This window comes from Micromonospora sp. NPDC003197 (assembly GCF_053590565.1).
Genome location: NZ_JBSFTE010000003.1, coordinates 129,184 through 153,541 on the forward strand (window position 1 = coordinate 129,184; position 24,358 = coordinate 153,541).

The 24,358-nt window shown below is 67.0% G+C and carries 24 protein-coding genes, 1 tRNA gene, 1 other RNA gene and 1 pseudogene; 16 read left to right on the forward strand and 11 right to left on the reverse strand.

Annotation, left to right across the window (positions count from 1 at the left end):
- Positions 1 to 608 precede the first annotated feature (608 nt).
- Positions 609 to 1,076, reverse strand: coding sequence for a MarR family transcriptional regulator (locus tag ACWDV4_RS04580; protein WP_449974849.1), 468 nt, complete (start codon positions 1,074 to 1,076; stop codon positions 609 to 611).
- Between the two features lie 181 nt (positions 1,077 to 1,257).
- On the opposite strand from ACWDV4_RS04580, the gene ACWDV4_RS04585 reads away from it, so the two are divergent.
- Together ACWDV4_RS04585 and ACWDV4_RS04590 are read left to right on the forward strand one after the other, a co-directional pair.
- On the forward strand, positions 1,258 to 1,836 hold the full coding sequence (locus tag ACWDV4_RS04585) for a hypothetical protein (protein ID WP_449974850.1): 579 nt from the start codon (positions 1,258 to 1,260) through the stop codon (positions 1,834 to 1,836).
- Positions 1,837 to 1,929: 93 nt separating this feature from the next.
- A complete protein-coding gene (locus ACWDV4_RS04590) occupies positions 1,930 to 3,045 on the forward strand; it encodes a serine hydrolase domain-containing protein (protein WP_449974851.1) in 1,116 nt (371 codons plus the stop codon).
- Positions 3,046 to 3,065: 20 nt separating this feature from the next.
- On the opposite strand, the gene ACWDV4_RS04595 is transcribed toward ACWDV4_RS04590, so the two are convergent.
- The 3 genes from ACWDV4_RS04595 to ACWDV4_RS04605 form a co-directional block, all read right to left on the reverse strand.
- Entirely contained in the window at positions 3,066 to 3,629 is a 564-nt protein-coding gene (locus tag ACWDV4_RS04595) for a hypothetical protein (protein ID WP_449974852.1), read from the reverse strand.
- Positions 3,630 to 3,804: 175 nt separating this feature from the next.
- On the reverse strand, positions 3,805 to 4,395 hold the full coding sequence (locus ACWDV4_RS04600) for an isochorismatase family protein (RefSeq protein ID WP_449974854.1): 591 nt from the start codon (positions 4,393 to 4,395) through the stop codon (positions 3,805 to 3,807).
- Positions 4,396 to 4,435: 40 nt separating this feature from the next.
- Positions 4,436 to 5,689, reverse strand: coding sequence for an MFS transporter (locus tag ACWDV4_RS04605; RefSeq protein ID WP_449974856.1), 1,254 nt, complete (start codon positions 5,687 to 5,689; stop codon positions 4,436 to 4,438).
- Positions 5,690 to 5,819: 130 nt separating this feature from the next.
- Here ACWDV4_RS04605 and ACWDV4_RS04610 point away from each other — a divergent pair, with 130 nt between their 5' ends.
- Entirely contained in the window at positions 5,820 to 6,770 is a 951-nt protein-coding gene (locus ACWDV4_RS04610) for a LysR family transcriptional regulator (protein ID WP_449974857.1), read from the forward strand.
- Positions 6,771 to 6,881: 111 nt separating this feature from the next.
- Here ACWDV4_RS04610 and ACWDV4_RS04615 read toward each other — a convergent pair whose 3' ends face one another.
- A complete protein-coding gene (locus ACWDV4_RS04615; protein WP_449974858.1) occupies positions 6,882 to 7,430 on the reverse strand; it encodes an ArsR/SmtB family transcription factor in 549 nt (182 codons plus the stop codon).
- Between the two features lie 127 nt (positions 7,431 to 7,557).
- Here ACWDV4_RS04615 and ACWDV4_RS04620 point away from each other — a divergent pair, with 127 nt between their 5' ends.
- Positions 7,558 to 8,826 (forward strand): MFS transporter, encoded by a 1,269-nt coding sequence (locus ACWDV4_RS04620; RefSeq protein ID WP_449974859.1) that lies wholly within the window; start codon positions 7,558 to 7,560, stop codon positions 8,824 to 8,826.
- 103 nt (positions 8,827 to 8,929) lie between these two features.
- Here the strand turns inward: ACWDV4_RS04620 and ACWDV4_RS04625 are convergent, their stop codons facing one another.
- Positions 8,930 to 9,214, reverse strand: a complete 285-nt coding sequence (locus tag ACWDV4_RS04625; protein ID WP_449974860.1) for a hypothetical protein — start codon at positions 9,212 to 9,214, stop codon at positions 8,930 to 8,932.
- A 694-nt stretch (positions 9,215 to 9,908) separates the two neighbouring features.
- On the opposite strand from ACWDV4_RS04625, the gene ACWDV4_RS04630 reads away from it, so the two are divergent.
- From ACWDV4_RS04630 to ACWDV4_RS04640, 3 genes and pseudogenes are all read left to right on the forward strand, one after another.
- On the forward strand, positions 9,909 to 10,649 hold the full coding sequence (locus tag ACWDV4_RS04630) for a GntR family transcriptional regulator (protein WP_449974861.1): 741 nt from the start codon (positions 9,909 to 9,911) through the stop codon (positions 10,647 to 10,649).
- 144 nt (positions 10,650 to 10,793) lie between these two features.
- Positions 10,794 to 11,498 (forward strand): annotated as a pseudogene (locus tag ACWDV4_RS04635) (ABC transporter ATP-binding protein); the annotation flags it as partial.
- 26 nt (positions 11,499 to 11,524) lie between these two features.
- A complete protein-coding gene (locus ACWDV4_RS04640; RefSeq protein WP_449974863.1) occupies positions 11,525 to 12,268 on the forward strand; it encodes an ABC transporter permease in 744 nt (247 codons plus the stop codon).
- Positions 12,269 to 12,385: 117 nt separating this feature from the next.
- Here ACWDV4_RS04640 and ACWDV4_RS04645 read toward each other — a convergent pair whose 3' ends face one another.
- The gene (locus ACWDV4_RS04645) at positions 12,386 to 13,345 is read right to left on the reverse strand and encodes a helix-turn-helix transcriptional regulator (RefSeq protein ID WP_449974864.1); all 960 of its coding nucleotides are present in this window, start codon (positions 13,343 to 13,345) and stop codon (positions 12,386 to 12,388) included.
- Positions 13,346 to 13,443: 98 nt separating this feature from the next.
- On the opposite strand from ACWDV4_RS04645, the gene ACWDV4_RS04650 reads away from it, so the two are divergent.
- Positions 13,444 to 13,809, forward strand: coding sequence for a VOC family protein (locus ACWDV4_RS04650; RefSeq protein WP_449974866.1), 366 nt, complete (start codon positions 13,444 to 13,446; stop codon positions 13,807 to 13,809).
- A 231-nt stretch (positions 13,810 to 14,040) separates the two neighbouring features.
- Positions 14,041 to 14,313, forward strand: coding sequence for a hypothetical protein (locus ACWDV4_RS04655; protein ID WP_449974868.1), 273 nt, complete (start codon positions 14,041 to 14,043; stop codon positions 14,311 to 14,313).
- Here ACWDV4_RS04655 and ACWDV4_RS04660 read toward each other — a convergent pair.
- The 4 genes from ACWDV4_RS04660 to ACWDV4_RS04675 all read right to left on the reverse strand — a co-directional run bounded on the left by ACWDV4_RS04660 (position 14,310) and on the right by ACWDV4_RS04675 (position 16,350).
- Positions 14,310 to 14,717, reverse strand: a complete 408-nt coding sequence (locus ACWDV4_RS04660; RefSeq protein ID WP_449974870.1) for a VOC family protein — start codon at positions 14,715 to 14,717, stop codon at positions 14,310 to 14,312. The genes ACWDV4_RS04655 and ACWDV4_RS04660 overlap by 4 nt on opposite strands.
- A 44-nt stretch (positions 14,718 to 14,761) precedes the next feature.
- Complete coding sequence (locus tag ACWDV4_RS04665) at positions 14,762 to 15,244, reverse strand: GNAT family N-acetyltransferase (RefSeq protein WP_449974872.1); 483 nt, start codon at positions 15,242 to 15,244, stop codon at positions 14,762 to 14,764.
- 293 nt (positions 15,245 to 15,537) lie between these two features.
- Entirely contained in the window at positions 15,538 to 15,870 is a 333-nt protein-coding gene (locus ACWDV4_RS04670; protein ID WP_449974873.1) for a hypothetical protein, read from the reverse strand.
- A 395-nt stretch (positions 15,871 to 16,265) separates the two neighbouring features.
- A tRNA-Ser gene (locus tag ACWDV4_RS04675) sits at positions 16,266 to 16,350 on the reverse strand.
- Between the two features lie 81 nt (positions 16,351 to 16,431).
- Here ACWDV4_RS04675 and ffs point away from each other — a divergent pair.
- From ffs to ACWDV4_RS04710, 7 genes are all read left to right on the forward strand, one after another.
- Positions 16,432 to 16,522, forward strand: an RNA gene (gene ffs / locus ACWDV4_RS04680) — signal recognition particle sRNA small type.
- Between the two features lie 179 nt (positions 16,523 to 16,701).
- The gene (locus ACWDV4_RS04685) at positions 16,702 to 19,098 is read left to right on the forward strand and encodes a DNA polymerase III subunit gamma and tau (protein ID WP_449974875.1); all 2,397 of its coding nucleotides are present in this window, start codon (positions 16,702 to 16,704) and stop codon (positions 19,096 to 19,098) included.
- Positions 19,099 to 19,267: 169 nt separating this feature from the next.
- Complete coding sequence (locus ACWDV4_RS04690) at positions 19,268 to 19,576, forward strand: YbaB/EbfC family nucleoid-associated protein (protein ID WP_449975139.1); 309 nt, start codon at positions 19,268 to 19,270, stop codon at positions 19,574 to 19,576.
- A gap of 10 nt (positions 19,577 to 19,586) precedes the next feature.
- Positions 19,587 to 20,180, forward strand: coding sequence for a recombination mediator RecR (gene recR / locus ACWDV4_RS04695; protein ID WP_449974876.1), 594 nt, complete (start codon positions 19,587 to 19,589; stop codon positions 20,178 to 20,180).
- Between the two features lie 360 nt (positions 20,181 to 20,540).
- Entirely contained in the window at positions 20,541 to 22,217 is a 1,677-nt protein-coding gene (locus ACWDV4_RS04700) for an ABC transporter substrate-binding protein (RefSeq protein WP_449974877.1), read from the forward strand.
- A gap of 95 nt (positions 22,218 to 22,312) precedes the next feature.
- Entirely contained in the window at positions 22,313 to 23,320 is a 1,008-nt protein-coding gene (locus tag ACWDV4_RS04705; protein WP_449974878.1) for an ABC transporter permease, read from the forward strand.
- Positions 23,317 to 24,303, forward strand: coding sequence for an ABC transporter permease (locus ACWDV4_RS04710; RefSeq protein ID WP_449974879.1), 987 nt, complete (start codon positions 23,317 to 23,319; stop codon positions 24,301 to 24,303). Before ACWDV4_RS04705 ends, ACWDV4_RS04710 begins: the two co-directional genes overlap by 4 nt.
- The last annotated feature ends 55 nt before the right edge of the window (positions 24,304 to 24,358 follow it).

Sequence of the window (24,358 nt, forward strand, 5' to 3'; positions counted from 1 at the left end):
TTTGAGGCGTCTTGGACGCGTTTCCTGAAAAGCATCCGACGCTCTGCCCTGACGGGTAGCGGGCTGCTTATGAGCGCTCGCCGAACCCGCGGGTCATCTTCAGTGCCGGGACAGCCGTGCTTTTGACGGCGCTGGATGGTGGCTTTCCTTCGGCCGGCTGGCTGGTGCGTAGCGCCTTGAGTGGCCGCAGGCGGGGGTGGGTCTGGGTTCTCCAGGTCGGTGGCCCCACCGTAGATGCCAGCCCGGTGTGCCCGATGCACCCAGTACTTTGCGAGTTTCCCCCGGTCTTTTGCAAGTTGAGCCGGTGGGCAGCTCCCGGGATTTCGCGGTAGGTGCGATCGGGAGCCATGGCGGCACGATAGGGCAAGGCGTCGATGTCTACGAGCTCAGGGTCGCAAGGACTGGTCTTGTGGTCTCGTTCGCCGTGGTACGCCGAGACCTGCCGACGTTCGTCCGGCAGTGTCGTGTCTGGTGCGGGCCACTGGCGGCCTGCTGCTGCGGCCATATCCTTCCGCCACCGCTCATGAAGTGCGAAAACGCCCGGCAAGTCCGCAAGGACGAACCGGGCGTTCCACTTTGTGGCCGCCAGTTTTTGATGACAGGGAGACCTAGGCCGGGTTGCTGGTGACGTTGTCGATCATCCGGCGGAGCACCTTGAGCGTGGTGACGTAGTCGGCATCGTCGACGCCCTCGTGGATACGTGCGCGAATGGTTGGGGCGTGGGACTTCAGGTCGACACGCGCATGCTCGCCGGCTTCCGTGATGTACAGCCGGTCCTCGTCGTCGCGGCGGAGCCAACCCCGCTCCAGCAGGACCTGCGCCTCGGCGGCCAAGTCGTCTTCGGGTCGGATGTAGGTCGCCATGGCCGCCTGAAGTTGCGGGATGGTCATGCCCTGGCCGTCCGGGGAGAGGTCGTTGGTCGACAGGTTGCGCAGCAGCCAGAACTGGGGCTGGGTGAAGCCGAACTCGGCCTGTCGTGCGCGGGTAAAGGCGATGAGCGCCTCGTAGGCCAGACCGGTCCAGTAGGCGGCCGGCTGAGCGGCGAGCTCGGCGTCGGAAATTTGGTCGATGGTCATCGTGGCACCCCAGGGTTCGACGATCGTTTGCCAGTCGACCGTAGGACCTGAAGCATGGTTGAGGTCAACGCGAAGCTGGATGGGGTGGGGTAGATGCAGACTGGTCCGACGCTGCTTGACTGGTTGATCACAATGCTGATGGACGCTGACTGACTAGTCGAATCAGTACGGGGGAGATCGAATGAGGCGAGCCGTAGTCCCGATTGCCCTGGCACTGTTGCTGGCCGGGGTCGCGGGATGTGCCGACGGGGGTGGCTCCAACGCCGCACCGGCCGACCCTGCTTCGCCCAGCGTGTCCGCCTCGCAGGTCGATCCGAAGGCCATCACCGAGCACGGCGTCGGACCGATCCGGATCGGGGCGGAGGCGCAGCCGCTGGTGGCCGAGGGCATCCTCAAGAAGGAGGTCGACGGGTTCTGCCCGCTCTCCTGGTCCGGGGTCGGGGAGTGGGAGGGCGTCTGGGTGATGCCCGACGACTCCGGGAGCCGGATCGAGCAGATCTATGTCAGCGCGCCAGCGAAGTTGGCCACCGTTGCGGGAATCCGGGTCGGCAGCCCGCAGGCCAGCCTGACCGAGGCGTACGGCGAAAGCCTCCGGCAGTACACGTCGACCATCTACGCCGAGTCGCAGTTCGACCTCGTCGACCACGGGTCCGTCTCGATCGCGTTCTACGCCGACGCGAGCGGCAACATCAAGCAGATCATGATCGGAAACGCGGGGCTGCTGGAGATGGCGGCGCAGTATGCCGAGCCGACCTGCTGAGGTTTTCCACAGCTCGTTGAGTGCGGTGTGGGCGTACGAGGTTTGCGGTCGACGTCATGTTCCCGGCCCGCGCTGGTTCCTACCGTCATCTGCATGATCAAACGAAGGAAAGTGCTGGCCGGGCTGCTGCTGGTTGCCGCCATGATCGGCATGGCCAGCGGTCCGGCCAGCGCTGGGACAGCGAGTGTGTCGTACTCGGAACTTCAGACCCGGTTGACCGGGATGGTGGCCGCCGAGTCGGCGAGCGCCGTGCTGCTGCGCGTACAGGATGGGCGGGATGGCTGGGCCGGTGCCGCCGGGGTGACCGACCTGGTGTCGGGCCGACCGGCGCGGGCCGACGGTTACTTCCGGATCGGCAGTGCCACGAAGACCTTCGTGGCGACGGTGGTGGTGCAGTTGGTCGACGAGGGGAGACTGTCGCTGGACGACCCGATCGCCCGCCACCTGCCGGGAGTCGTGCCGAACGGCGAGGCGATCACCGTACGGCAGATTCTCCACCACACCAGCGGGCTGTACGACTACGCGCACGAGGCCGGCTATTCGACGAACCGGTGGCGGGGCGCGGAACGATTCCGCACCTACCAGCCGACGGAGCTGCTGGCCGTCGCCTTCGCGCACGAGCCGTACTTCGCCCCCGGTGAGAGTTGGCGCTATTCCAACACCAACTACATCGTCGCCGGGCTGCTCATCGAGCGGCTGACCGGCCGCAGCTACGGCACCGAGATCCAGCGTCGCATCCTGCGCCCGCTCGGTCTGTCGCAGACCAGTGTCCCCGGTACGGAGGCAGGGCTACCCGAACCACACGCCCACGGCTACACCCTGGTCGACGGCGAGTACGTCGACGCGACCCGGATGAACCCGTCCCTCGACTGGGCAGCCGGCGAGATGATCTCGACGACCGCCGACCTGAACCGGTTCTTCGCCGCACTGCTCGGCGGTCGGCTCACCAGCGCGGCCGGACTCGCGGCGATGCGGACCACCGTCGAGACCGGCACGATCTTCCGGTACGGCCTCGGCCTGCAACAGTTCGACCTGCCCTGCGGCATGAGCGTCTTCGGCCATGGTGGTGAACTGCTCGGCTACCTGACCTACGCGATGGCCTCCGATGCTGGCCGCCAGGTCACGCTCTCCTACAACCCGTACGCCACCAAGCCAACGATGGAGACCCTGGTCGGGATCTTCAGCACTGCCTACTGTCCGGTGGGGTAGTAGGCAGTGCGCGTAGCCGGTCAGCAGGTGCCGAAGCCCTCGTCGAACAGTTTGCGGGCGTAGTCGGTGTAGCCGGCCACGGTCTTCCGTACGGTCTGCCCGTCGTGCAGGAAGAGATATGACCGGTCACCCTCGCTGACCAGCAGCCCGTCGAACCGGTACGTCCCCTGTGGAGCGTCCAGCAGCTTCGACGCCGGATAGGTGGCCTGCACCTGACGCACAGGCGTACCGCTGGTGACCCCCTCCGGGGTGTGCATCGACGGATCGGCCCACAGCAGGACGAGGCGGTCGTCGGCGAAGACCGGTCCGACCATCGTCAAGCCGGCCAGGTTCGGCCCGCACGACGCGATCGACGGCGTCAGCAGGCCGCGCCTGGCCAACTCCTGTTCGGTGTCGCCGAACTCGATGTCGCGCAGTCCGTCGAGGTGTACGACGTCCGGCCCGTACACCGACTTCTCCGACTGCTCCGGCTGTTTTTGCGCATGGCCGGATGTTGTCCTGCTCGGCATATGAGTCGGGCCGCTGAGCGACGCGAAGGTCGCGGCCAGCAGCCCCATGATCGGCAGTACTTTGCTCAATTTCATGTTGCTTCCCCCGGCTACCCAACGCTGCTGGCCGCAGAAGGTTGCGGCAGTTTTCCACATCCTGTGGATAGAACATGTGTACGAGCGACGAGGTTACGGCCGACTTCGATCGAAGTTATGGGCGATCTTGATTCGAGCCATGGTCCGACTTCGCTAGTCACGAAGCGCAGGCACGTCACGAGGTGCGGGCCTTGGCGAGCATTTCCACGATCTCGGTGGTGGAGCCGGTCTGCCCGAGGAGCGGGAAGATCCGTTGAATGCTGTTGCGGTGAGCCGCCAGGTCCAGGTCCGCCATGGCATCCGTGGCGAGTGTGACGTGGTAGCCGTGTTCGTAGGCGGCGCGGGCGGTTGACTCCACGCCGATGCTGGTGGTGAGCCCGGCCAACACGATCTGTGTGACCCTGCGGCGGCGCAGCTGGAGGTCGAGATCGGTGCCGTGGAAGGCACCCCAGGTGCGTTTGGTGACGATGATGTCGTCCGGGTGGCCGTCGAGGTCATCGACGATGGCATCCCAACCTTCGGGCGGCAGGAAGCCGGGCTGGGTCGGCATCTCGGTGCGGCCCGGTGCGATATCCGATCCGTCCGCGCGGGCCGTGACCCGGACCAGGACGACCAGGGCACCGTGTGCGTGGAAGGCGCGGGCCAGTTCGACCGCCCGGGCCACTACCTCCGGGCCGGTGTGAGGGACCATGGGGGCACTGACCGTGGCGTTCTGTAGATCGATGATGACCAGCGCGCTGGACGGGTCGAGTGCGGTGACAGTCATGAATCGTGACTTTCTCTATCGGCGGCTTGGCTGCGGTGTTTCATCTGTGGCTCGGGGTCAGTTCGTGTTCACGGTCTGGAGCAACCTCGGGACCCGGGCTGCGGGGTAGCAGTAGCGGGCTGGTGAGGATGAGCAGTCCCGCGACCACGAGGGCGGTGCGGGTGCTGGTGGCGGCGGCGAGTAGTCCGACGAGCGCGGTGAGGATGGCGATGGCGGCGCTGCTGCTGATCGACCAGGCCGACAGGGTGCGCGCGATGCGGTCCTTGGGGGTGTGTTCGAGCCGATAGGTGGCCAGCACCGGGTTGTACAGGCTCATGCTGATGATGATCGCGAGTTCGACCGCTATCACCGTCGCGAGACCGGTGACACCGGGCTGGACGGAGGCGAGGCCGATCAGCCAGACCGCGCGCAGGGTGCCGACGACGCGAAGGATCCGGTGTTGGCCGTACCGGGCCACGACCCGAGGGGCCAGGCGTGAGCCGATGAGTCCGCCGATGCAGGGGGCGGCGAAGGCAAGGGCGTACTGCCAGGGCGGGAATCCGAGTTCCCGGAGCAGGAGTACGGCCATCAGCGGATCGGCAGCCATGATCAGCCCGCTGACGAGTAGCTGATTGAGATAGAGCGCCCGCAGGCCGGGGTGGCTCAGCAGGTGTCGCCAGCCGTCGAGCAGCTCACCGGCCCGGACCCGGCGTTTGCTGGTGCGCTGCGGACGTTCTTCTCGGCCGCGAATCGCCGTGATGCCCAGCGCGGAGAGCAGGTAGCTGAGCGCGTCGGCCACGACGGTGGCGACCGGCCCGAACATGCCGACCGCCGCGCCACCCAGCGGCGGCCCGACGGCAGTGGCGCTCCACGTCGTCGACTCGAACCTTGAATTGGCCACGAGCAGGTCATCCGGTCGGACGAGGGACTTGAGATAGGCGCCGCTGGCCGCGTTGAAGGCAATCTTGGCGGCGGCGATCACGGCCGAGACGACCAGCAGCTGCACGAAACTGAGCCAGCCGAAGGCGTACGCGATGGGGATCGTCAGCATGACCGCGAACCGGGCCAGGTCCGTCGCGATCATCACCGGCCGCTTGCGGTGGAACTCCACCCACGGCCCGAGCGGCAATGCGATCAACGCGCCCACCGCCGGCCCCACTGCGGACAATGCGGACACCTGAGCGGGACTGGCATCCAATGCCAGCACGGCGATCAGCGGCAGGGCACCGAACCCCAGTCCGGAGCCGTAGGCGCTGACCGCGTACGACGCCCACAGCCATCCGAACTGTCGACCCAGGGATGGTCTCGCGGTCAAGCCCCACACCTCCCGCTCTGCACAACCTGCCGTTGAGCGGTGCGATCAAAGCAAGGGCGGAGCGGGCGGATCAAACAACTGCATCGGCGGCGAGCCACAACTCTGCGTTGTACGAATAGGGTCCACTGGCGTGGATCTCGACGCCGTGCGCACCTTCGTCGCCGCTGCGGATGCCGGCCAGTTCCAGGACGCCGCCGGCATGCTGTCGATCACCCAGCAGGCCGTCTCCAAGCGCATCGCCGCGCTGGAAAAAGACCTGGAGGTACGGCTGTTCACCCGCACGGCTCGCGGTGTCCAACTCACGATCGACGGCCAAGCCTTCCTGCCCCACGCCCGGGAACTGCTCCGGGTCGAAGCGCGCGCCGACGCTTCCGTACGCCCCGGTCGGCGGGCCCTCCGCGTCGACGTACACAGCCGCCGTACCGCGCCGGCGGTGCTCTTGCAGGACTTCCACCGTACGTATCCGCGGATCGAGCTGGATGTCGTCACCCTCGACGCCGACTTCCATTCCGCGACCGCCGCCGTCGAGGCGGGAAAGGTCGACGCCACCTTCCACGCCGTCACCGTTTCCGCACGTCAGCTGCCAGATGCGATCAGGACCGCCCGGGCGATCGACGAGCACCACGAGATGCTCGTCGGGCCACGCCATGTGCTCGCCAACGCCCGCGCCGTCACGCCGGCACAACTCGCCGAACACCGCATCTGGATGCCCGGCATGGTCGCCGGCACCGAATGGTCCAGCTACTACGACGACCTCGCCGCCGCGTTCGGCCTCACGATCGACCGGTTCGGGCCGGCCTTCGGAAACGAGGTACTGCTGGCCGAGATCGCCGACTCCTCGGAGCTGGCGACGTTGGCTGGTGAACGTACGCGATATCTGTGGCCGGACAGCTACGACCTGCGGCGCATACCGGTACGTGATCCGGCACCGATCTACCCGATGTCACTGATCTGGCGGGACGACAACCCGCATCCCGCGCTGAGAAAACTTCGCGACCATCTCCGCTCCAGACGAGTGGACGTCCCCGACGAGAAGGTGTGGCTGCCGAAGTGGGCGCAGCATTCAGCCCCACCGTCATGATCCCCTGACCTTGTCCACACCTGCGTCCACAGCCTGTGGATAGAACATGTGTACGAGCGACTCGGCTGCAGTCAGCCACTGGGTTTCTCCACCCCGCGCTGGAGGGAGGGGTCAGCCCATGGGTGGGCTGTCGACGTCCGAGTCGGCCTTTGCTGTCGGCTCGTCGAGCAGGAAGGCCATCAGGGTGGTGCCGACGCGTACCGTGCCGGGTGCGTGTGGCGCCTGGGCGGCGTCGTGCAACTCGGCCATGATCGCCGCCAGCCGCTGCCGGATGTCGTCCCAGATCTCGGGGGCCACCCACAGTTCGGCGTCGGTGGTGACCCCGGCCGTGGCGGGTGCCCGTCGGCCGGCCCGTTCCCGCAGGTTGTGGGCGAGTGATTCGGCCACCAACGGCGTACCGGCCTGCTCGTCGGAGAGCGGGGTGCCGCGTACCGTCGTGCGGTAGCGCCGCTCCCGCCCGCCGCGATGGGCCCGGACCTCGACGAGTTCGACGAAGCCGGCGGCGTGGAGCTTGCGGAGATGCTGGCTGGCCAGGGCGTGGGAGATGTCGAGTTCGCGGGCCAGTTCGGCGGCGGACAGCGGCGCGCTCCACATCAACGAGATCATGCGCAGCCGTACGGGATGGGCCATGGCTCGGAGTCGGGGGTCCGTCGCGGTCACGTCGGTCAGTAAACCCCAGATCGGTGTCAGGATGATAACCCCCAAGCATTGACTAGGGGGTTGATCGGCCGGCAGGATCGGCCGCAGCTGGGAGCGTCGTCGACTGCCGGTCGATCGGGGGAAAATCATGACCTGGGGTACGGTCCGCGTCCTGCGGGACCGCAACAGCGGGCTCTACCTGGGCGGGGTGCTGGTCTCCGGGTTCGGCACCGCCGCCATGCTGCTGGCCGCCGGGGTGTGGGTGAAGTCGTTGACCGGGTCGAGCAGCCTCGCCGCCCTGGTCACCTTCTGCGTCTGGGCACCCACGTTGGTCGGGCCGGCGATCGGCGTACTGGCCGACCGGGTACGCCGCCGGCCGCTGCTGATCGCCACCAACGCCACCCTGGCCGTCATGCTGTTGGTGCTGCTCAGCGTCGACTCCGCCGACCGGGTCTGGATCCTCTTCGCCGTCATGGTCGTCTACGGGGTCGGCATGGTCCTCGCCGACGCGGCCGAGGCGGCCATCGTCACCACCGTCGTGCCGGGCAACCTGCTCGGCGACTTCAACGGGCTACGGATGACCGTCAACGAGGGCATGAAGCTGGTGGCCCCGCTGGCCGGTGCCGGCCTGCTCGCCCAGTTCGGCAGTACACCGGTGGTGCTGCTCAACACCGCCACGTTCGTCCTCGCCGCTCTCACCTTTTCGCTGCTGCGGATGCCGGAGCGGCGGCCGGAGCGGCAGGGCAGCAAATGGACTCGGCAGGTCGCTGAGGGCGTCCGCTTCGTACGGCACCAGCCCGTCGTACGGCATCGGGTGTTCTGTGCCGCCGCCGCGATGCTGTTGGCCGGCCTGAACGGCGCGGCGATCTACGCCGTGGTCGACGAAGGTCTACACCGTTCACCGGCCTTCGTGGGGGTGCTCTACGCGGTGCAGGGCGTCGGCTCCACGATCAGCGGGCTGGCCGCCGGACCGCTGCTCCGCCGGATCCCCGAGCGGATCTTCGCCGCCGCCGGCATCCTGTTGTTCGCCCTCGGGCTCGGCCTGCGTGCCATCCCATCGACCAGCGTCGCCCTCGCCACCAGCTTCGCCATTGGTCTCGGTCTGCCCTGTGTGCTGATCGCCGCCCTGACCGCTGTCCAGAGGGAAACCCCTGGTCAGCTCATCGGTCGGGTGTCGGCCACCGCGAACACGCTCATCTTCGCGCCGAACACGGTGGCGCTCGCGATCGGTGCCGGGCTGATCGCCGTCATCGATCATCGGCCGTTGCTCGTCGCCATGGGCGTCGCTGGTCTCCTGGTGGCCGTTTACTGCCTCCGTCGCAGTGGCCCCGACCAGCCGTCCGAGCCTCCCGCTGGCGCTCCCGAGGATGTTTCGGCTGCGGCCCCGGTCCCGCAAGCCGTGCCGCAGGCGGCGTAAGCAACCCGTCATCCGTCATCCGTCATCCGTCGTCCGTCAGTGGAACACCAGGTACGTCATTCGCTTTGGTTGACGTACGTGGTGTTCCAGTGACGGGGTGGGGTCAGGTCGGTGGTGTCAGGTTGGTGGTGTGGTGGCGGAGGGCTTGGCAGAGTACGCGGAGTTCGATGCAGGGTGGGTGGTATTCGCTGGTGGGCCAGGTGCATTCGGGGGCGTGTCCGGTGATCCACACGGATATGTCGGTGGCGCTGTCGGTGTGGACTTTGGCGACGATGAGTGCGATGTTGCGGTCGATGTCGAAGGTGGCTTCGTCGGGGTGGTACCACTCTTCGCTGTTCAGTTTGAGCAGGGTGCCGGGTGGGATGTGGGGTAGGTCGGGTCTGGCCATCGGTTGTCTCCGGGTGTTGCGTGCTGGTCGCGGCTGCGGGTGCGGGTGGCCGATGGGTGCGGTGGGGGTGTTCCACGCGGGTCGTGGGGGTGGGCCGGGGGCGGGTTCGGGGCGGCGAAAGGTTTCGGGGCGGCGTGGGTCGTTGCGGCGGTGTCGGCCCTGGTAGACGGTCCGTTGGCGGCGGTTCATCGCAGGTCGGGGCAGAGCCGGACCGGGCCGGGGGGTTCGGGCGGGTCTTCGCCGTCCTCACTGGGGATGGGTAGCCAGGGTGTCGGTGGAGTCGACGGCGGGTCTTCAGACGTCTTCTCTTTGTCGTCTTTGTTGAACCACCATTTGGCCATCGGGCACACCTTCCGCTGTGGAAGGGGTGCGGCGGCCGGGTAGTCCCCTTCGCGCCGACCGCCGCACCCCTGTGGGGTGGGCGCGGCGGCGGGAATGGAGGGAGAACCTACGCCGCGCCCGGCCTGGTCAGGGCGCGGCGGCGGCCGGAACGGAGGCTGATGAAGACCGTGTACGCCGCGCCCTGTGGGCCCCGCCACCACTGACATTGGTTGCTGACCGGAGTCAAGTGGTGACAGGGTTAAGCAAAAGCTAGTGCACTAGCTTTGTGGGCGCAAGGGTCGGAGGGGAACTTGGCGCACTAGCTTTCCTGTGATCGACTGGTCGGGCTGACCGGAGGTATCGCATGTTCAAAATGCCCGCTTACCTGAAGATCGCAGCCGACCTACGTGCCCAGATCGTCGCCGGTGACTTTGCGACAGGGGCGAAACTGCCAAGCGAGACGAACTTGATGCGGCAGTATGCCGTGAGTCGGACCGTCGCCAAGTGGGCGATCAGTGTCCTTAAGGGTGAAGGTCTGGTCGAAGGCCGTGCCGGGTCTGGCGTATACGTCCGTGAGTCGCGGCGCCTGGTGCGCTACGCGCCCGGCCGAGAGCAGCGCGGCAGGCTCGGGTCAACATCACCCTTCGCTCGTGACGCCGATCGAGCCGGGCAGCGGCCCACCTGGGAGCACGAAAGTCGGCATGACGTCGCCGATGCCCAGATCGCCGTCCGGCTTGGTTGTGATCCTGGTGCACCGGTTATGCGTACCGAGTATCGCTTCCTCGCCAACGATGAGCCGGTCCAGTTGTCCACGTCGTACGAGCTGCTCTCTCTGACCGCAGGCACGCCAGTCGAGTGGCCGGAGGACGGTGTAGCGGTGGGCGTGGTGGCCCGAATGGACTCGATCGACGTTCGGATCGACGAGTGCGTCGAGCGGGTCACGACCCGGCTGGCGAGTCCGGCTGAGGCGGAATCCCTCAGCCTGCCGATCCGGGCGGCCACCGTGCTGGGAATCGAGCGCACCTACTACGCGGCCGGGCTCCCAGTTGAGACCGCCGACATCGTTCTGCCAGCTGGCCGATACGAGTTGGTCTACCGGATGCCGGTCGACTGACACAACTGCGGGCGCCAAGGTGCTTCCTGCCTGGGCAAGCTCTCTGCCTGGGGCAAGGTGCCGTACGGGGGTGGAGCTGGGTACACCCCTGCCGGGCGGCTGGACACATTCTGTGCGGGTCTCGAAATTTCTACCGTCGTTGGTATGCCAGTCATCGAGGTAACGAACCTGCAGAAGCGCTACGGCGACCACGTGGCCGTAGCAGATGTGTCGTTCAGCGTGGACGAGGGCGAGATCTTCGGGATCGTCGGCCCGAACGGAGCCGGCAAGACGACCACCGTGGAATGCATCGAGGGGATCCGCTCCCCGGACGCGGGATCGGTACGGGTGTTGGGGCTCGACCCGAGCCGGGACCGTGCCGCGCTGCGCCAGAAGCTGGGCATCCAACTTCAGGAGAGCCAACTGCCGGACCAGCTCAAGGTGTGGGAGGCGCTCGACCTGTACAGCTCGTTCTTTCCGAATCCGGCCGACTGGCGGGAACTGATGGATGAGCTGGGCCTGACCCCGAAGCGCAACACGGTGTTCAGGAAGCTCTCCGGCGGCCAGAAGCAGCGGCTGTCGATCGCGTTGGCGCTGGTCGGTAACCCCTCGGTGGCGATCCTGGACGAGTTGACCACAGGGCTCGACCCGCAGGCACGGCGCGACACGTGGGAGCTGATCCAGCAGGTACGGGCGCGCGGCGTCACGGTCGTACTGGTGACCCACTTCATGGACGAGGCGGAGCGCCTGTGTGACCGGTTGGCGGTCATCCGGGCCGGCCAGCTCGTCACCATCGACACCCCCGGCAACCTGATCGCCGAGGCCCGGGTGCCCGGCGTCGAACGCCCCACCCTCGAAGACGCGATTCTCGCCCTCACCTCTCCCCGGAGCCTCTGATGACCGGTCTGACCAAGATGATCCACGTCGAAACGAAGCTGTACCTCCGGGAACCGCTCGCCGCGTTCTTCGGCATCGCGTTTCCGGCCCTGCTGATCCTGGTGCTCGGCCTGGCAATGCCAGGGATGATGGATCCGGTCGAGGGCATGGGCGGCAAGCGCGGCATTGATGTCTACCTGCCGATCACCCTGACGCTGGCCATCGCGACAGTGGCGATGGTGACGCTGCTGGGCGTGCTGGCTACCTACCGGGAGCGGGGAGTGCTCCGTCGACTGTCGACCACACCGGTCTCGCCGATGACGCTGCTCGGTGCGCAGTTGGTCGTGAACGCCGGCGCGCTGCTGGTCGGCAGTGGCCTGGCCTGGCTGGTGGCGGCGATCGCCTTCGACGTCGCGCCACCCGAAAACGTGGTCGGCTTCGTGGTGGCGTTCATCCTCGGGTCCTTTGCCATGTGCGCCCTCGCCCTGCTGGTGGTGGCGGTCACGCCGAGCGCCCGGGCGTCGTCGGGGATCGGTTCGTTGTTCTACTACCCGATGATGTTCTTCGCCGGGGTGTGGACGCCGGGACCGCTGATGCCCGACCTGGTACGGAAGATCGGCGACTTCACCCCGCTGGGCGCTGTCTCGCAGGCCCTGCAGGACGCGTGGGTGGGTTCGTGGCCGACGCCGTTGCACCTGATCGTGATGGTGGCGTACACCGTGGTGCTGGGCGGGCTCGCGGCCCGCTACCTCCGCTGGGAGTGATCACCAGTAACGGACGTACCGATGGGAGCCCGGCCGGGCGATCGACCCGGGCCGGGCTCGACCATGATGTCGAGACCCACCGCAGGGCGGCCAAGTACGTGCTGACGTTGATGCGGCTTACCGGTAGTGGTCGGCTATCTGGACAGCAAGTTCGCGGATATGTTCGCGCGCATCGTCTGGGGCGGTGACGGTGATGGCCGTGCCGAACGGAAGTAGCACGCGCAGACCGTCCAGGTCGCGGAGGAAGATCGTGATCGGGAGCCCGCCCGAATTGGACCGGCCAGCGGCGCGGAAGGTCAGGCGGTGGCCGAGGATTCGCTTGGCGCGTTCGAGCAGTGCAGGATCGAGTTCGGCATCGACCTTCAGGCTGTGACTGCCTTCCCACTGCTCGACGAGTTCGGTGGCGGTGGTGGCGAGGTCCGCTCCTGGTCGCAGGCGTCGAGGGCTACGGGATGCACACCAATCGGTGATCCGATCCAGCCGGTAGAGATGTGGATGACCCCGGTGATCGGCGACCAGGTACCAGGTTCCGGCCTTCACGAGCAGTCCGTAGGGGTCGACGTCGAGCCAACGGGCCTTGGCCTGGGTGTCGGTGGAGCTGGCGTAGCAGATTTTCAGCCGCCGTTCTCGACGCAAGTCATCGATCAGCGCGGCCGGTGTCACTCCGCCGGGCCGTTGGGCGTACCAGGGTTTGCTGTCGGTGATGACCACCGCGCTCAACGGCAACTCGCCCGTAGTCGTGCGTCGTGCACTGGATCGAAGTTTCTGCTGAGCACGTTGGTTTTCGCGGTCTACCCCGAGGTCCTTACGTTGCTTTGCGTCGAGGCCGGAGAGTGCGAGTTGGTCGCGGTCGTCGGGCGTCAATCGTGTGGCGTCGATCGCACTTCCTGGTAGGAGCGTGACCCCGCCCCAGCGGCCGCGCTGCACCACGAGGGGGAAGCCAGCCTCCCGCAACCAGTCGAGGTCGCGCAGGACCGTACGCACTGAGACCCCGAGCTGCTCAGCCAGGTAGACGGTGGTCACCGGCCCGTTCGACTGGAGGATCAGGAGAAGGCTGAAGAAGCGGTCGGGACTCATGGGGAAAGTTTCTCAAGAATCATGACGGTTTCAGTCATGTATGCCCGCCACGATGGTGCCGTTACGGAATGAGTCGACATACCGAGAAAGGACGAACCATGTCCCGATCCATTGTGTTCATCGTCTACGTGAATGACGCCCCGGCCGCTGCACGCTTCTATGGCGATCTGCTCCAGATGAAGCCCGACTTCGAGACGCCCGGTTACATCTCCTTCAAGCTCGGGTCGGGGGCTGATTTGGCGCTGTGGGGCGGCCAGTTCGATGGCCTCACCCCAGCGGTCCCGCGAACGAGTGAAGTGTGGCTCGCACTTCCTGGTGGTTCCGACGAGATAGACCAGACGTACCGAGAGTGGCAAGCCAAGGGCGTCAAGGTGCTGCAAGAGCCGGTCGATGCGGTGTTTGGTCGTACCTTCGTTGTCGCCGATCCCGACGGAAACCGCATCCGCGTCGCTCCCCAGGGCTGACGTCGAGAGCAGCGGGGCATCATTGGTCGTCGCGAAGCCGACGAGTACGGATTAGAGCCCACGCTGCTTGCGTATTTTTCAATGGCGGACCACGACGTTGCGGCGTCCTGGTCCGCCATTGTCCCTACCCGGGCGCTACGAGAATGTGCGGTCAGCCTTTTCCTGCGCCGCCGCGAGCACCTGGAGTTCGGGCTCGCGTGCCAGTAGCCGCGCCACCCGGTGACCCCGCTGATGACCGTCTCCCTCGACGCCCTGCCCCGCAGCCTCTACAGCCACGGCAGCGCGATCATGAACACGTTGCAACAGTTGGCCGGAGCAGCCGGCACCGCGCTGCTCATCGCCGCCATGACCATCGGGGCCAAGGGCGCGGCTGCCGCCGAGGGTACGGCCGAAGCCCAGGCGCTCGGCACGCAGGACGCCTTCGTCTTCGGTGGCATCCTGGGGCTCGTCGCCGTGGTGTGCGCACCGATCGTCCGGCGTTTTAGCGTCGCAGACAGTCGTTAGGCGTCCACGTAGAGGCAGAAGGGGTGTCCGGCCGGGTCGAGTAGCACCCGTACGTTGTCCTGAGGCTGGTGATCAGCTTCCCGCGCGCCGAGTTCGAGCGCGTGGGCGACGGCGGCGGTGAGGTCACTGACCTCGAAGTCGAGGTGCAGCATCATCTGCTGGGCGCCCTGAGCCTGCGGCCACACCGGCGGTACGTAGCCGACTGCCGTCTGGAAGGCGAGATAAGCCACTCCCTCGGCTGGTGCGACGACAGCCCAGTCGTCCTCCTCCTTCACCATCCGCCAGCCGAGCAGGCTGGCGTAGAACCGGGCCAACGCCAACCCATTAGGTGCGTCGAGCACCACGCCCCAGTAGTCGCGCCGAGGCTGCCCCGGCGAATCCGTTCCCTCCACCCGTCCACGCATGGCATCACCCTGCCACCTGGCCTGGCCGACAGCGTTGGCGGGCGCTAGGCGATCTGGCGGACGAAGTGGAGCTCCGGTCGGCCTGCGCTGGTCGTCTCGCCGACAGGCAGGAATCCGGTACGGCGGAGCACCTTGAGCGAGGCCGCGTTGTCAGCGTTCGCCGATGCGCGCAGCTGCGTCAACCCGTAGCTGTCAGCGGCAAGTGTGCAGATTTGGCGGACTGCCGCCGTAGCGAGCCCTTGTCCTGCGGCACGCTCTGCGATGCGGTACCCGAGTTCGGCGGAACCATCAACTACGTCCACCAGGTTGACCCGGCCGACGACAGACCCGTCGTCATCCACAAGCAGGTGGAAGTGACAACTGCCGGCGACTTGCTCGGCCAGCAACGAACGATGCCGGGCGTCGAAGTCACTGAAGTAGGCATCGCCCCGGTCCGGAATCGAGGCGGCGAAAAAGGCACGATTCTCCCGCTCGAAGGCGAGCAGGGCTGGGCCGTGGTCGAGGCGAAGACGTTCCAGTGCCGGCACGGGGCAACGGTAGCGGTGTCCTCGGCGGGCGTACACCGGACGGGATGGCGCTCTGGTAAGAGGCCAAGGATCGGGGGACCAGGTGAGAACAGCGGCCTCCCGGGGCGCTATGCCAAGACGGAGCGCCACGACACGCATCCCATCACGTAGTGATCCACCCACCGGAGTGCCAACCGCGCGCCGGCGCCATTCGGAGTTGACTCGGTACCTCCGAATGGCGCCGGCTTTGTGGGGCCGGTTACCCCTTGCCGCTGGTCGAGCTCGGGTGAACTACCTCCACGCTGTACGGGTGGTTAGCCGTCGACGCTGGTCCAGGAATAGCTCGAGCAGCTCGAATTGATCAGGTTGTCGGGCCCGTCGACCAGGCAGATCTTGAGCCCGATTACCTCGCCCGCCGCAACGTTGCTCGGGAAGATGGCGTACGGGTCGTAGATCACCGTGCTGCCCGCGCCAGCACCGTTGTACTTCGTGCCGAGATACTTCCCATGCAGCCATGCCCAGACCTGCACCCCGTGACCGTCCGCCTGGAGATCGCGGATCTGGAGGTAGTCGTCGTTGTTGCCGCCGCCGGGCGCGCCGGGGCCGTAGTCGATGAAGTCGACCGCACCGCCTAGCCTGGTATCCACCGTGTAGACGGTCCAGCTGTCGTCATGCGCAGCCGCCGCTGGGTTCGTGATGGCCACGACTGCGGTCAGTGCGGTTGCCAGTGGCAGTAATACCCGCCTTGTAAGGGCTCGTCTCATGTCCGCCGTCTCCTCTGCTTCGCCTGCTCTGGTCGCTCGGTGTGGTGCCGAGTGCTTCGAGCCTCGCGGCGCGGGCTTGCTAAGACCTTGGACGAACCTTGAACTACATGGTGATGGCGTTCCACGGGCTTCAGAGCCCTTGGGTGGTTCTCGCGCGCCTCAGAGAGCGATGTCGCAGACGCAGACGGCCCTTGAAACTGAGACGAGGGTGACCGTAGAGACGACTCAGGGCCGGTCCCCGGTGGGGCCGACCCTGTCGTTTGTGCTGCTCAGATGAGCGGAGGATACGAGATTCGAACTCGTGAGGGTGTAAACCCAACACGCTTTCCAAGCGTGCGCCCTAGGCCTCTAGGCGAATCCTCCGTGGGACAGGATACAGGCTTCCCGCCGAGTGCCCAGCCCGCCACCCGTGAAGATCGACAAACCGGCGAGGTACACTTGCGCTACCCCCCGTGCGGCGTGCATCTCGTGAACCTCCCCAGGGCCGGAAGGCAGCAAGGATAAGCGAGCTCTGGCGGGTGCACGGGGGGCCTTTGCGTCTCAGCGCCCATCTCCGTAGACGGTCAACCGCTCCGCAACCAGCCACGCCGGACAGGTGTTAATAAGGGGCCCTTCCTCTACAAAAAGCGCTAATAAGGGGCCCTTCCTTGCGGGGGAGAGTGGTCTTCAGCGGCGGGGCAGCGGAGAATGGCCCGGTCGAGAGGAGGCGGACGAGTGGCACTGGCGCTCTACCGCAAGTATCGCCCGCGTACGTTCGCCGAGATCATCGGCCAGGAACACGTCACCGAGCCGCTGTCGCAGGCGCTCCGGAGCGGACGGCTCAACCACGCCTACCTCTTCTCCGGCCCACGTGGCTGCGGCAAGACCTCCAGCGCCCGCATCCTGGCCCGTTCACTCAACTGCGAGAAGGGCCCGACCCCGGAGCCGTGCGGCGTCTGTGACTCCTGCCGGGCACTGGCCGGCGACGGGGCCGGCTCGATCGACGTACTGGAGATCGACGCAGCCAGCCACGGTGGCGTGGACGACGCCCGCGAACTACGGGAGAAGGCGTTCTTCGCGCCGGCCAGCAGCCGCTACAAGATCTACGTAATCGACGAGGCGCACATGGTCTCGTCGGCCGGCTTCAACGCCCTGCTCAAGCTGGTCGAGGAGCCACCGGAGTACGTCAAGTTCATCTTCGCCACCACCGAGCCGGAGAAGGTGCTCGGCACGATCAAGTCGCGGACGCACCACTATCCGTTCCGGCTGATCCCGCCGAGCGTGCTGCGGCCGTACCTCGAACAGCTCTGCGAATCCGAGGGCGTCAAGGTCGAGCCGGCGGTCTTCCCGCTGGTCGTACGGGCCGGTGGCGGCAGTGCCCGGGACAGCCTGTCGGTGCTCGACCAGTTGATCGCCGGGGCGGGACCGGAGGGCGTCAGCTACGCCCGTGCGGTCGCCCTGCTCGGCGTGACCGATTCGAGTCTGATCGACGAGATGTGCGACGCGCTCGCCGTCGGGGACGGCGCGGCCGCCTACCGTACGGTCGATCGGGTCGCCGACGCCGGCCACGATCCACGTCGGTTCGCCTCGGACCTGCTGGAACGGCTACGTGACCTGATCGTCCTGCAACAGGTGCCGGACGCGGCGACCAAGGGCCTGGTGGACGGCCCGGCCGACCAGATCGAGCGGATGTCCTCCCAGGCGGAACGGCTCGGCCCGGCGACGCTGTCCCGGTGCGCCGACATCGTGCACAACGGTCTGGTCGAGATGCGCGGCACCACCGCGCCGCGACTGTTGCTGGAGCTGATCTGCGCCCGCATGCTGCTGCCCGGGGTGGACGACTCCGCCGGCGGGCTGTTGCAACGACTGGAACGCATGGAGCGCCGGCTGACGGTGTCCGGCGCGGATCTGACCCTCGCCGCCCCCGCCCCGAGTGCGGCTCCGGCTCCGGTCGCGGCACCTGCACCCGTCGCGGCCCCGACCCCGGTACGCCCGACCCCCGCCGCTTCGCCCACAGCCTCGGCTGCCGACTCGCCCGCGCCGGCTGCCGCCGGTGCCGCACCGGCCCCGGTCGCCAGCGAACCGCCATCCGTTCAGCGGGTGGTGCCGCCCGAGGCGGTTATGCCCGACCCGGTAACTCCGGAGCCTCCCCGCCCCGATGCGGTGGCCTCGACCGAGCTGGACGCTGTCACGATCCGTCGATCGTGGGGCGAGGTCGTCGGGGCGGTCAACCGCACCAACCGGCGGATTGCCGCGCTGATGCGGGACGCGGTGGTACGTGACCTCGACGGGGACACCCTGGTGTTGACGGTCAAGTCGCAGGTCCTCGCCACGATGCTGTCCCGCGAGGCTGCGGTGCTCACCGCCGCGCTCTACGAGGAGTGGGGCCAGAAGTGGCAGATCCGCTGCGAGGTGGCCGGCGAGCAGCGGGGCGGTGCCTCGGCCGCCGTACCCCGATCGGCGGCACCGGCGAGCCCGTCTGCGCCCGCGCCGGCCCGTAACGACGTACGCCCGGCAGCTGGGCCGGCCCCGACGGGCCCGGCTGGTGACACGGGGTGGCCGGAGCCGGCGCGTCCGGGCGGTGGGGCCGGTACGGCGGCGGCCGATGCCGGAGGTTGGCCGGAGCCGGCGCGGCCCGGTGGTGCCGGGGCGTCCGCCCCGGCGAGCGGCCGACCGGCGAGCCCGGCTGGACCGACCCCGGCCAGCGGTACGGCGAACGGCGCAGTAACCGGTGGCCCGGCGAATGGCGGCCCGACGGCCACCGGAGGTACGGCGAATGGCGGTGCTCCGGTGGGCAAGGGGCTCGCGGCGGCGCGGGCGGCGGCTGCGGGACGCGGCCAGCGCTCCACGGCGGCAGCCGCAGCAACAGCGGCACCGGCAGCAGGTCCCAAGGTCGCCGACCAGGACTGGGCCGGCGAACCACCCTACGACCCCGAGTACGACGGACCAGCCAAGAAGGGGTCAGCGTCTGGCGGGAGCACCGCCACTGCTGCCGTCGCCTACGACGGGTTCGACCCGGGGGACGAGCCGTTGGACGAGATCATCGACGACCAGGTCGTCCGGCAGACCGGCGAGCAGCAGGCGGTCCAGGTACTCCAGCAGGTGTTCCAGGGCGTGGAGCGGATCGATTGACCGGTCGGTAGCGGATCGATTGACCGGCCGGTAGCGGGCCGGTCGAGATGTCGTACGCCCGCGATGACCGCCCAGCCCCGAGCGGCGACTAGGCTGGGCAACGGCCATTGCCGGCCGAGCAGACGAGTGCGAGAAGGAGCCAGCCGTGCGCCCCGGTGGACAGCCCAATATGCAGCAGATGTTGAAGCAGGCGCAGAAGATGCAGCAGCAGATCGCTGCCGCGCAGGCTGAGCTGGCTGCGGCCGAGCTGACCGGCACCGCCGGTGGCGGCCTGGTCACGGTGACCATCTCCGGCGCCGGCGAGATCAAGGCTGTGAAGATCGACCCGAAGGCGGTCGACCCGGAGGACGTGGAGACCCTGGAAGACCTGGTCGTGGCAGCGGTGCACAACGCCAACGAGGCGGTACGCAACCTGACCGAGGAGAAGATGGGCCCGGTCACCGGCGGCATGGGCGGCCTCGGCCTGCCCGGTTTCTGAGTATCGCCGCATGTACGAGGGTGTCATCCAGGACCTGATCGACGAGTTGGGTCGGCTGCCGGGTGTCGGCCCGAAGAGCGCGCAGCGGATCGCCTTCCACATTCTGTCGGCGGACACCACTGACGTGGCCCGGCTGGCGACCGCACTGCGCAAGGTGAAGGAGCTGGTGCGCTTCTGCACCGTCTGCTTCAACGTCGCCGAGTCCGACCAGTGCCGGATCTGCCGCGACCCGCGTCGTACCGACGAGGTGCTGTGCGTGGTCGAGGAGTCGAAGGACGTCGTCGCGATCGAGCGGACCGGTGAGTTCCGGGGCCGCTATCACGTGCTCGGCGGGGCGATCAATCCGCTGGAGGGGATCGGGCCGGACAACCTCCGGGTACGTGAGCTGATGACCCGGCTCAGCGCTGGGACGGTGAAGGAGTTGATCCTTGCCACCGACCCGAACACCGAGGGTGAGGCGACGGCGACGTACCTCGCGTTGATGGTGAAGCCGATGGGCATCTCGGTGACCCGGTTGGCCAGTGGTCTGCCGGTCGGTGGCGACTTGGAGTACGCCGACGAGATCACTCTCGGTCGCGCCTTCGAGGGTCGTCGAGCGATCTGATCCATCTGACTGTGTCTATTGCAGTCTGTCCCTCTGTCTCACCTGTTGGGCCATGTGACCCATCTGTCAGGCGTTCGGAAGGTGCTAGTCGGTGGCTGTTCTCGCAGCCATCGACAACCCCGGCCCGCTGTGTGACTTGATCAAGGTAAATCCCGCCCCACCTGGGCGTTCTCTCCATCTGCGGTTATGACAGATCGTTGTCGAGTCGATACCGACCCCGTTGCATCTTCGTTGCTAGGTGTCGGCTTGATAGAGATTCGCGAACGACCGTTCCGTTTCGGTGCCTGTGACCACTAGCGTGCCGCTCACGGACCGTGCCAAGAAGCCGGCGTTGGTCAACGCGCATGACAGAGGTGAGAGATGCAGGCAAGAAGGCTCAAAACGGCGGTTGCCGTCGCGGCCGTTGCCGTCCTGGCAGCCGGTGCGGCCGGCTGTGCGGAAAGTGGTCGGGACAACGACAGTGGTGGGGCCAAGGCGGGGGGCACCTTCATCTTCGCGGGTACTGGTGACCCCAAGAACTTTGATCCGATCTTCAATGACGATGGCGAGTCGCTTCGGCCGATCCGGCAGATGTACGAGACGCTCGTGTCGCACAAGGCGGGCACGGCCGACCTCGAAGGTGGCCTGGCGGAGAGCTGGGAGCACGACCCGACCGGCAAGATCTGGACCTTCAAGCTCCGTAAGGGTGTGAAGTTCCACGACGGTACGCCGTTCAACGCCGCCGCGGTCTGCTTCAACTTCGACCGTTGGTACAACATGAAGGGCGCCGCCGCCCAGAGCCAGATGATCTACTACGGCGACGTCTTCGGCGGGTTCGCCAAGAACGAGGTGGAGACCGCCGGCCAGCCGGTCTACAACAAGTGCGAGGCCAAGGACGACGGCACCGCCGTCATCACCATGAACCAGTACAAGGGTGCCTTCCCGGGTGCCTTCGCGCTGACCGCGCTCTCCATCTCCAGCCCCGACGCCCTGAAGAAGCATGACGCCGACAAGGTCGTCCAGAACGGCGACTCGTTCGAGTACAGCGCGTACGCCAACGAGCACCCGGTCGGCACCGGCCCGTTCACCTTCGGCGGCTGGGACAAGGCCAAGAACGAGATCGTCCTGAACCGGAACGCCGACTACTGGGGCGAGAAGGCCAAGGTCGACAAGGTCATCATCAAGATCATCAAGGATGAGAGCACCCGGAAGCAGGAGCTGCGGGCGGGCACCGTCCACGCCATCGACTTCCCGGCGCCGGCCGACCGCAAGGCGCTGGCTGACGAGGGCTACCAGGTCCTCAACCGGCCCTCCTTCAACATTCTCTACCTGGGCATCAACCAGAAGAACCCGAAGCTGAAGGACCTGCGGGTGCGGCAGGCGATCGCCTACGCGCTCAACCGCCAGCAGCTGGTGCAGACCAAGGCCCCGGGCGGCTCCAGCGTGGCCGACCAGTTCATGCCGGACACCGTCCTCGGCTACGCGCCGGACGTGCAGAAGTACGAGCACAACCCCGACAAGGCCAAGCAGTTGCTCAAGGAGGCCGGTGCCGAGGGGCTGACGCTCAACTTCTACTACCCGCCGGACGTCACCCGGCCGTACATGCCGAACCCGCAGGAGATCTTCACCGTCCTCGCCAACGACCTGCAGGCCGTCGGCATCAAGGTCAACGGTGTTCCCCGGCCGTGGAACGGTGGCTTCAAGGACGACGTCCAGCAGTTCGGCAAGCATGACCTGCACATCCTGGGCTGGACCGGCGACTACAACGACCCGGGCAACTTCGTCGGCACGTTCTTCGGCCGCGGCAAGATCGAGTTCGGCGACCAGTCGATGACCGAGATGTTCGACGCCATCGCCAAGGCCGACGCGACCGTCGACGAGGCCGCCAAGAAGGCCGCCTGGGAGCAGGTCAACCGGGACATCGCCGCGAAGTGGCTGCCGGCCGTCCCGGTCTGGCACGCCCCGCCCGCGATCGTGGTCACCAAGGACGTCAAGGGTCTGGTTGCCAGCCCGCTGACCGCCGAGGTGTTCGACACGGTCACCGTTCCGGCGAAGTAACCAGCGGCCAGTCACCGCGAAGGAAGTGGCCCGGGTCGGGTGTGCAACCCGGCCCGGGCCTCCTCTTCGGGCACTCAAGAATCCTGGTGTGAAAGATGTTGCGAGTCATAGTTCGCCGTCTGTTACAGATGGTGGTGACCCTGATCGCGCTATCCGCGCTGATCTTCATTTGGCTTCGGAGTCTTCCGGGCGGCCCCGTCGACGCGCTGCTCGGTGAGCGGGCCACCCCTGAGCGGCGGGCGCTGCTGACCAAGGCGCTCGGCTACGACCAGCCGATCTGGGTCCAGTACGGCCGGTTCATGAAGAGACTGGTCACCGGAGACTTCGGTAACTCGATCCGGACCGGCGAGCCGGTGACGGAGGTCATCGGACGGGCGTTCCCGGCGACCATCGAACTGGCCCTGGCCGCCATGCTCATCGCAGTTGGCCTGGGAATCCCGTTGGGCTATCTCGCCGCCCGGTACCGGGGCCGGCTCCTGGACAACCTGACGATCGCCGGCACGCTGCTCGGTATCTCCATCCCGATCTTCTTCCTGGGCTACCTGCTCAAGGACGTCTTCACCCAGGACATCCACTGGTTCCCGCCGTCCGGCCGGATGACCACCGGCATCGACAACACACAGGTCACCGGCTTCTTCGTACTCGACGGGTTACTAACTCGAGAGTGGGACGCCGCCGCCGACGCGTTGTGGCACCTGATGCTGCCGGCGATTACGCTGGCCACCATTCCGCTGGCGGTCATCGTGCGGATCACCCGGGCCAGCGTGCTCGACGTACTCAACGAGGACTACGTACGCACCGCCGAGGCCAAGGGCCTGCGGCACCGTACGATCCGGGGTCGGCACATCCTGCGTAACGCCCTGCTGCCCGTGGTGACCGCGATCGGTCTCCAGACCGGTGCGCTCCTGGCCGGCGCGGTGCTGACCGAAAAGGTCTACAACTGGGGCGGGCTGGGCACTTTGATCACCGACTCGATCACCGGTAGCCGCGACTACCCGATCCTCCAGGCGATCATCCTGCTCGCGGCGCTGGTCTTCGTGGCGATCAACATGCTGGTCGACCTCTCCTATGCGGTCATCGATCCCCGGGTGCGTGTGCGATGAGCGAACGCAGTGAGCAGGTTGTGAAGCAGAACCGTGGCGGTATCGCCACGCTGGGCGAGGCGAAGAAGGCTCGGCTGGACGCGTTGGCCAAGTCGACCGCCGACGCGGGCGGCGTCAGCCTGTTCCGCGACGCATTTCGTCGACTGCGGCGCAACCCGGTGGCCATTGTCGGGGCGGTGATCGTCGGCCTCTTCATCCTGGTGGCGATCTTCGCGCCGCTGATCGCCCCGCACGACCCGGTCGAGCGGTTTCCCGAGCTGACCAAGGACCTGCGGGTCGACAACATTCCTGGTGCTCAGGAGGGGTTCCCGCTCGGCTCGGACCCGATGGGGCGGGACTTCGCCTCCCGGATGATCCACGGCGCGCAGCAGACCCTCTTCGTCGGTGTGCTGGCCACGCTGATCGGGCTCGGGATCGGCGTACTGCTGGGTGCCCTCGCCGGTGCGCTCGGCGGCTGGGTCGACGTGGTCCTGATGCGACTGACCGACGTCATGCTGGCCCTGCCCGGCCTGCTGCTGGCCATCACCCTGGTCGCCGTGGCCAGCAAGTCCAGCCAGTGGACGGTCATCTTCGCGGTCGCCATCGTCAACGTACCGATCTTCGCCCGGCTGCTGCGCGGCGCGATGCTCGCGCAACGCGAGAGCGATCACGTGCTCGCGGCCCGCGCGCTCGGCGTACGGCAGCGGTCCATCGTGCTGCGGCACATGCTGCCCAACTCGTTGACCGCAGTGATCGTGCAGGCCACCCTCACCTTCGCGGTGGCAATCCTGGAGGCGGCCTCGCTCTCCTTCCTGGGGCTGGGCGACCCGGACATCAACCGGGCCGAGTGGGGCCTGATGCTCGGCGTCGACGGCCAGCGCTACTTCGAGGTACGACCTGAGCTGGCGTACTTCCCGGCGATTGCGATCATCATCGTGGCGCTCGGCTTCACGCTGCTCGGTGAGACCATGCGCGATGCCATCGACCCGAAGAACCGGCGGTGATCGTGCCATGAATGCGAGCATTGCGCGCGACTACGGCAGGTACGAGGGAGTTGTC

Bases quoted from the DNA above. Each gene is read 5' to 3' on its own strand.
- ACWDV4_RS04580 (WP_449974849.1), bottom strand. From the start codon at position 1,076: ATGACCATCGACCAAATTTCCGACGCCGAGCTCGCCGCTCAGCCGGCC.
- ACWDV4_RS04585 (WP_449974850.1), top strand. From the start codon at position 1,258: ATGAGGCGAGCCGTAGTCCCGATTGCCCTGGCACTGTTGCTGGCCGGG.
- ACWDV4_RS04590 (WP_449974851.1), top strand. From the start codon at position 1,930: ATGATCAAACGAAGGAAAGTGCTGGCCGGGCTGCTGCTGGTTGCCGCC.
- ACWDV4_RS04595 (WP_449974852.1), bottom strand. From the start codon at position 3,629: ATGAAATTGAGCAAAGTACTGCCGATCATGGGGCTGCTGGCCGCGACC.
- ACWDV4_RS04600 (WP_449974854.1), bottom strand. From the start codon at position 4,395: ATGACTGTCACCGCACTCGACCCGTCCAGCGCGCTGGTCATCATCGAT.
- ACWDV4_RS04620 (WP_449974859.1), top strand. From the start codon at position 7,558: ATGACCTGGGGTACGGTCCGCGTCCTGCGGGACCGCAACAGCGGGCTC.
- ACWDV4_RS04625 (WP_449974860.1), bottom strand. From the start codon at position 9,214: ATGGCCAGACCCGACCTACCCCACATCCCACCCGGCACCCTGCTCAAA.
- ACWDV4_RS04630 (WP_449974861.1), top strand. From the start codon at position 9,909: ATGCCCGCTTACCTGAAGATCGCAGCCGACCTACGTGCCCAGATCGTC.
- ACWDV4_RS04640 (WP_449974863.1), top strand. From the start codon at position 11,525: ATGACCGGTCTGACCAAGATGATCCACGTCGAAACGAAGCTGTACCTC.
- ACWDV4_RS04645 (WP_449974864.1), bottom strand. From the start codon at position 13,345: ATGAGTCCCGACCGCTTCTTCAGCCTTCTCCTGATCCTCCAGTCGAAC.
- ACWDV4_RS04650 (WP_449974866.1), top strand. From the start codon at position 13,444: ATGTCCCGATCCATTGTGTTCATCGTCTACGTGAATGACGCCCCGGCC.
- ACWDV4_RS04655 (WP_449974868.1), top strand. From the start codon at position 14,041: ATGACCGTCTCCCTCGACGCCCTGCCCCGCAGCCTCTACAGCCACGGC.
- ACWDV4_RS04660 (WP_449974870.1), bottom strand. From the start codon at position 14,717: ATGCGTGGACGGGTGGAGGGAACGGATTCGCCGGGGCAGCCTCGGCGC.
- ACWDV4_RS04690 (WP_449975139.1), top strand. From the start codon at position 19,268: ATGCAGCAGATGTTGAAGCAGGCGCAGAAGATGCAGCAGCAGATCGCT.
- recR (WP_449974876.1), top strand. From the start codon at position 19,587: ATGTACGAGGGTGTCATCCAGGACCTGATCGACGAGTTGGGTCGGCTG.
- ACWDV4_RS04700 (WP_449974877.1), top strand. From the start codon at position 20,541: ATGCAGGCAAGAAGGCTCAAAACGGCGGTTGCCGTCGCGGCCGTTGCC.
- ACWDV4_RS04705 (WP_449974878.1), top strand. From the start codon at position 22,313: ATGTTGCGAGTCATAGTTCGCCGTCTGTTACAGATGGTGGTGACCCTG.
- ACWDV4_RS04710 (WP_449974879.1), top strand. From the start codon at position 23,317: ATGAGCGAACGCAGTGAGCAGGTTGTGAAGCAGAACCGTGGCGGTATC.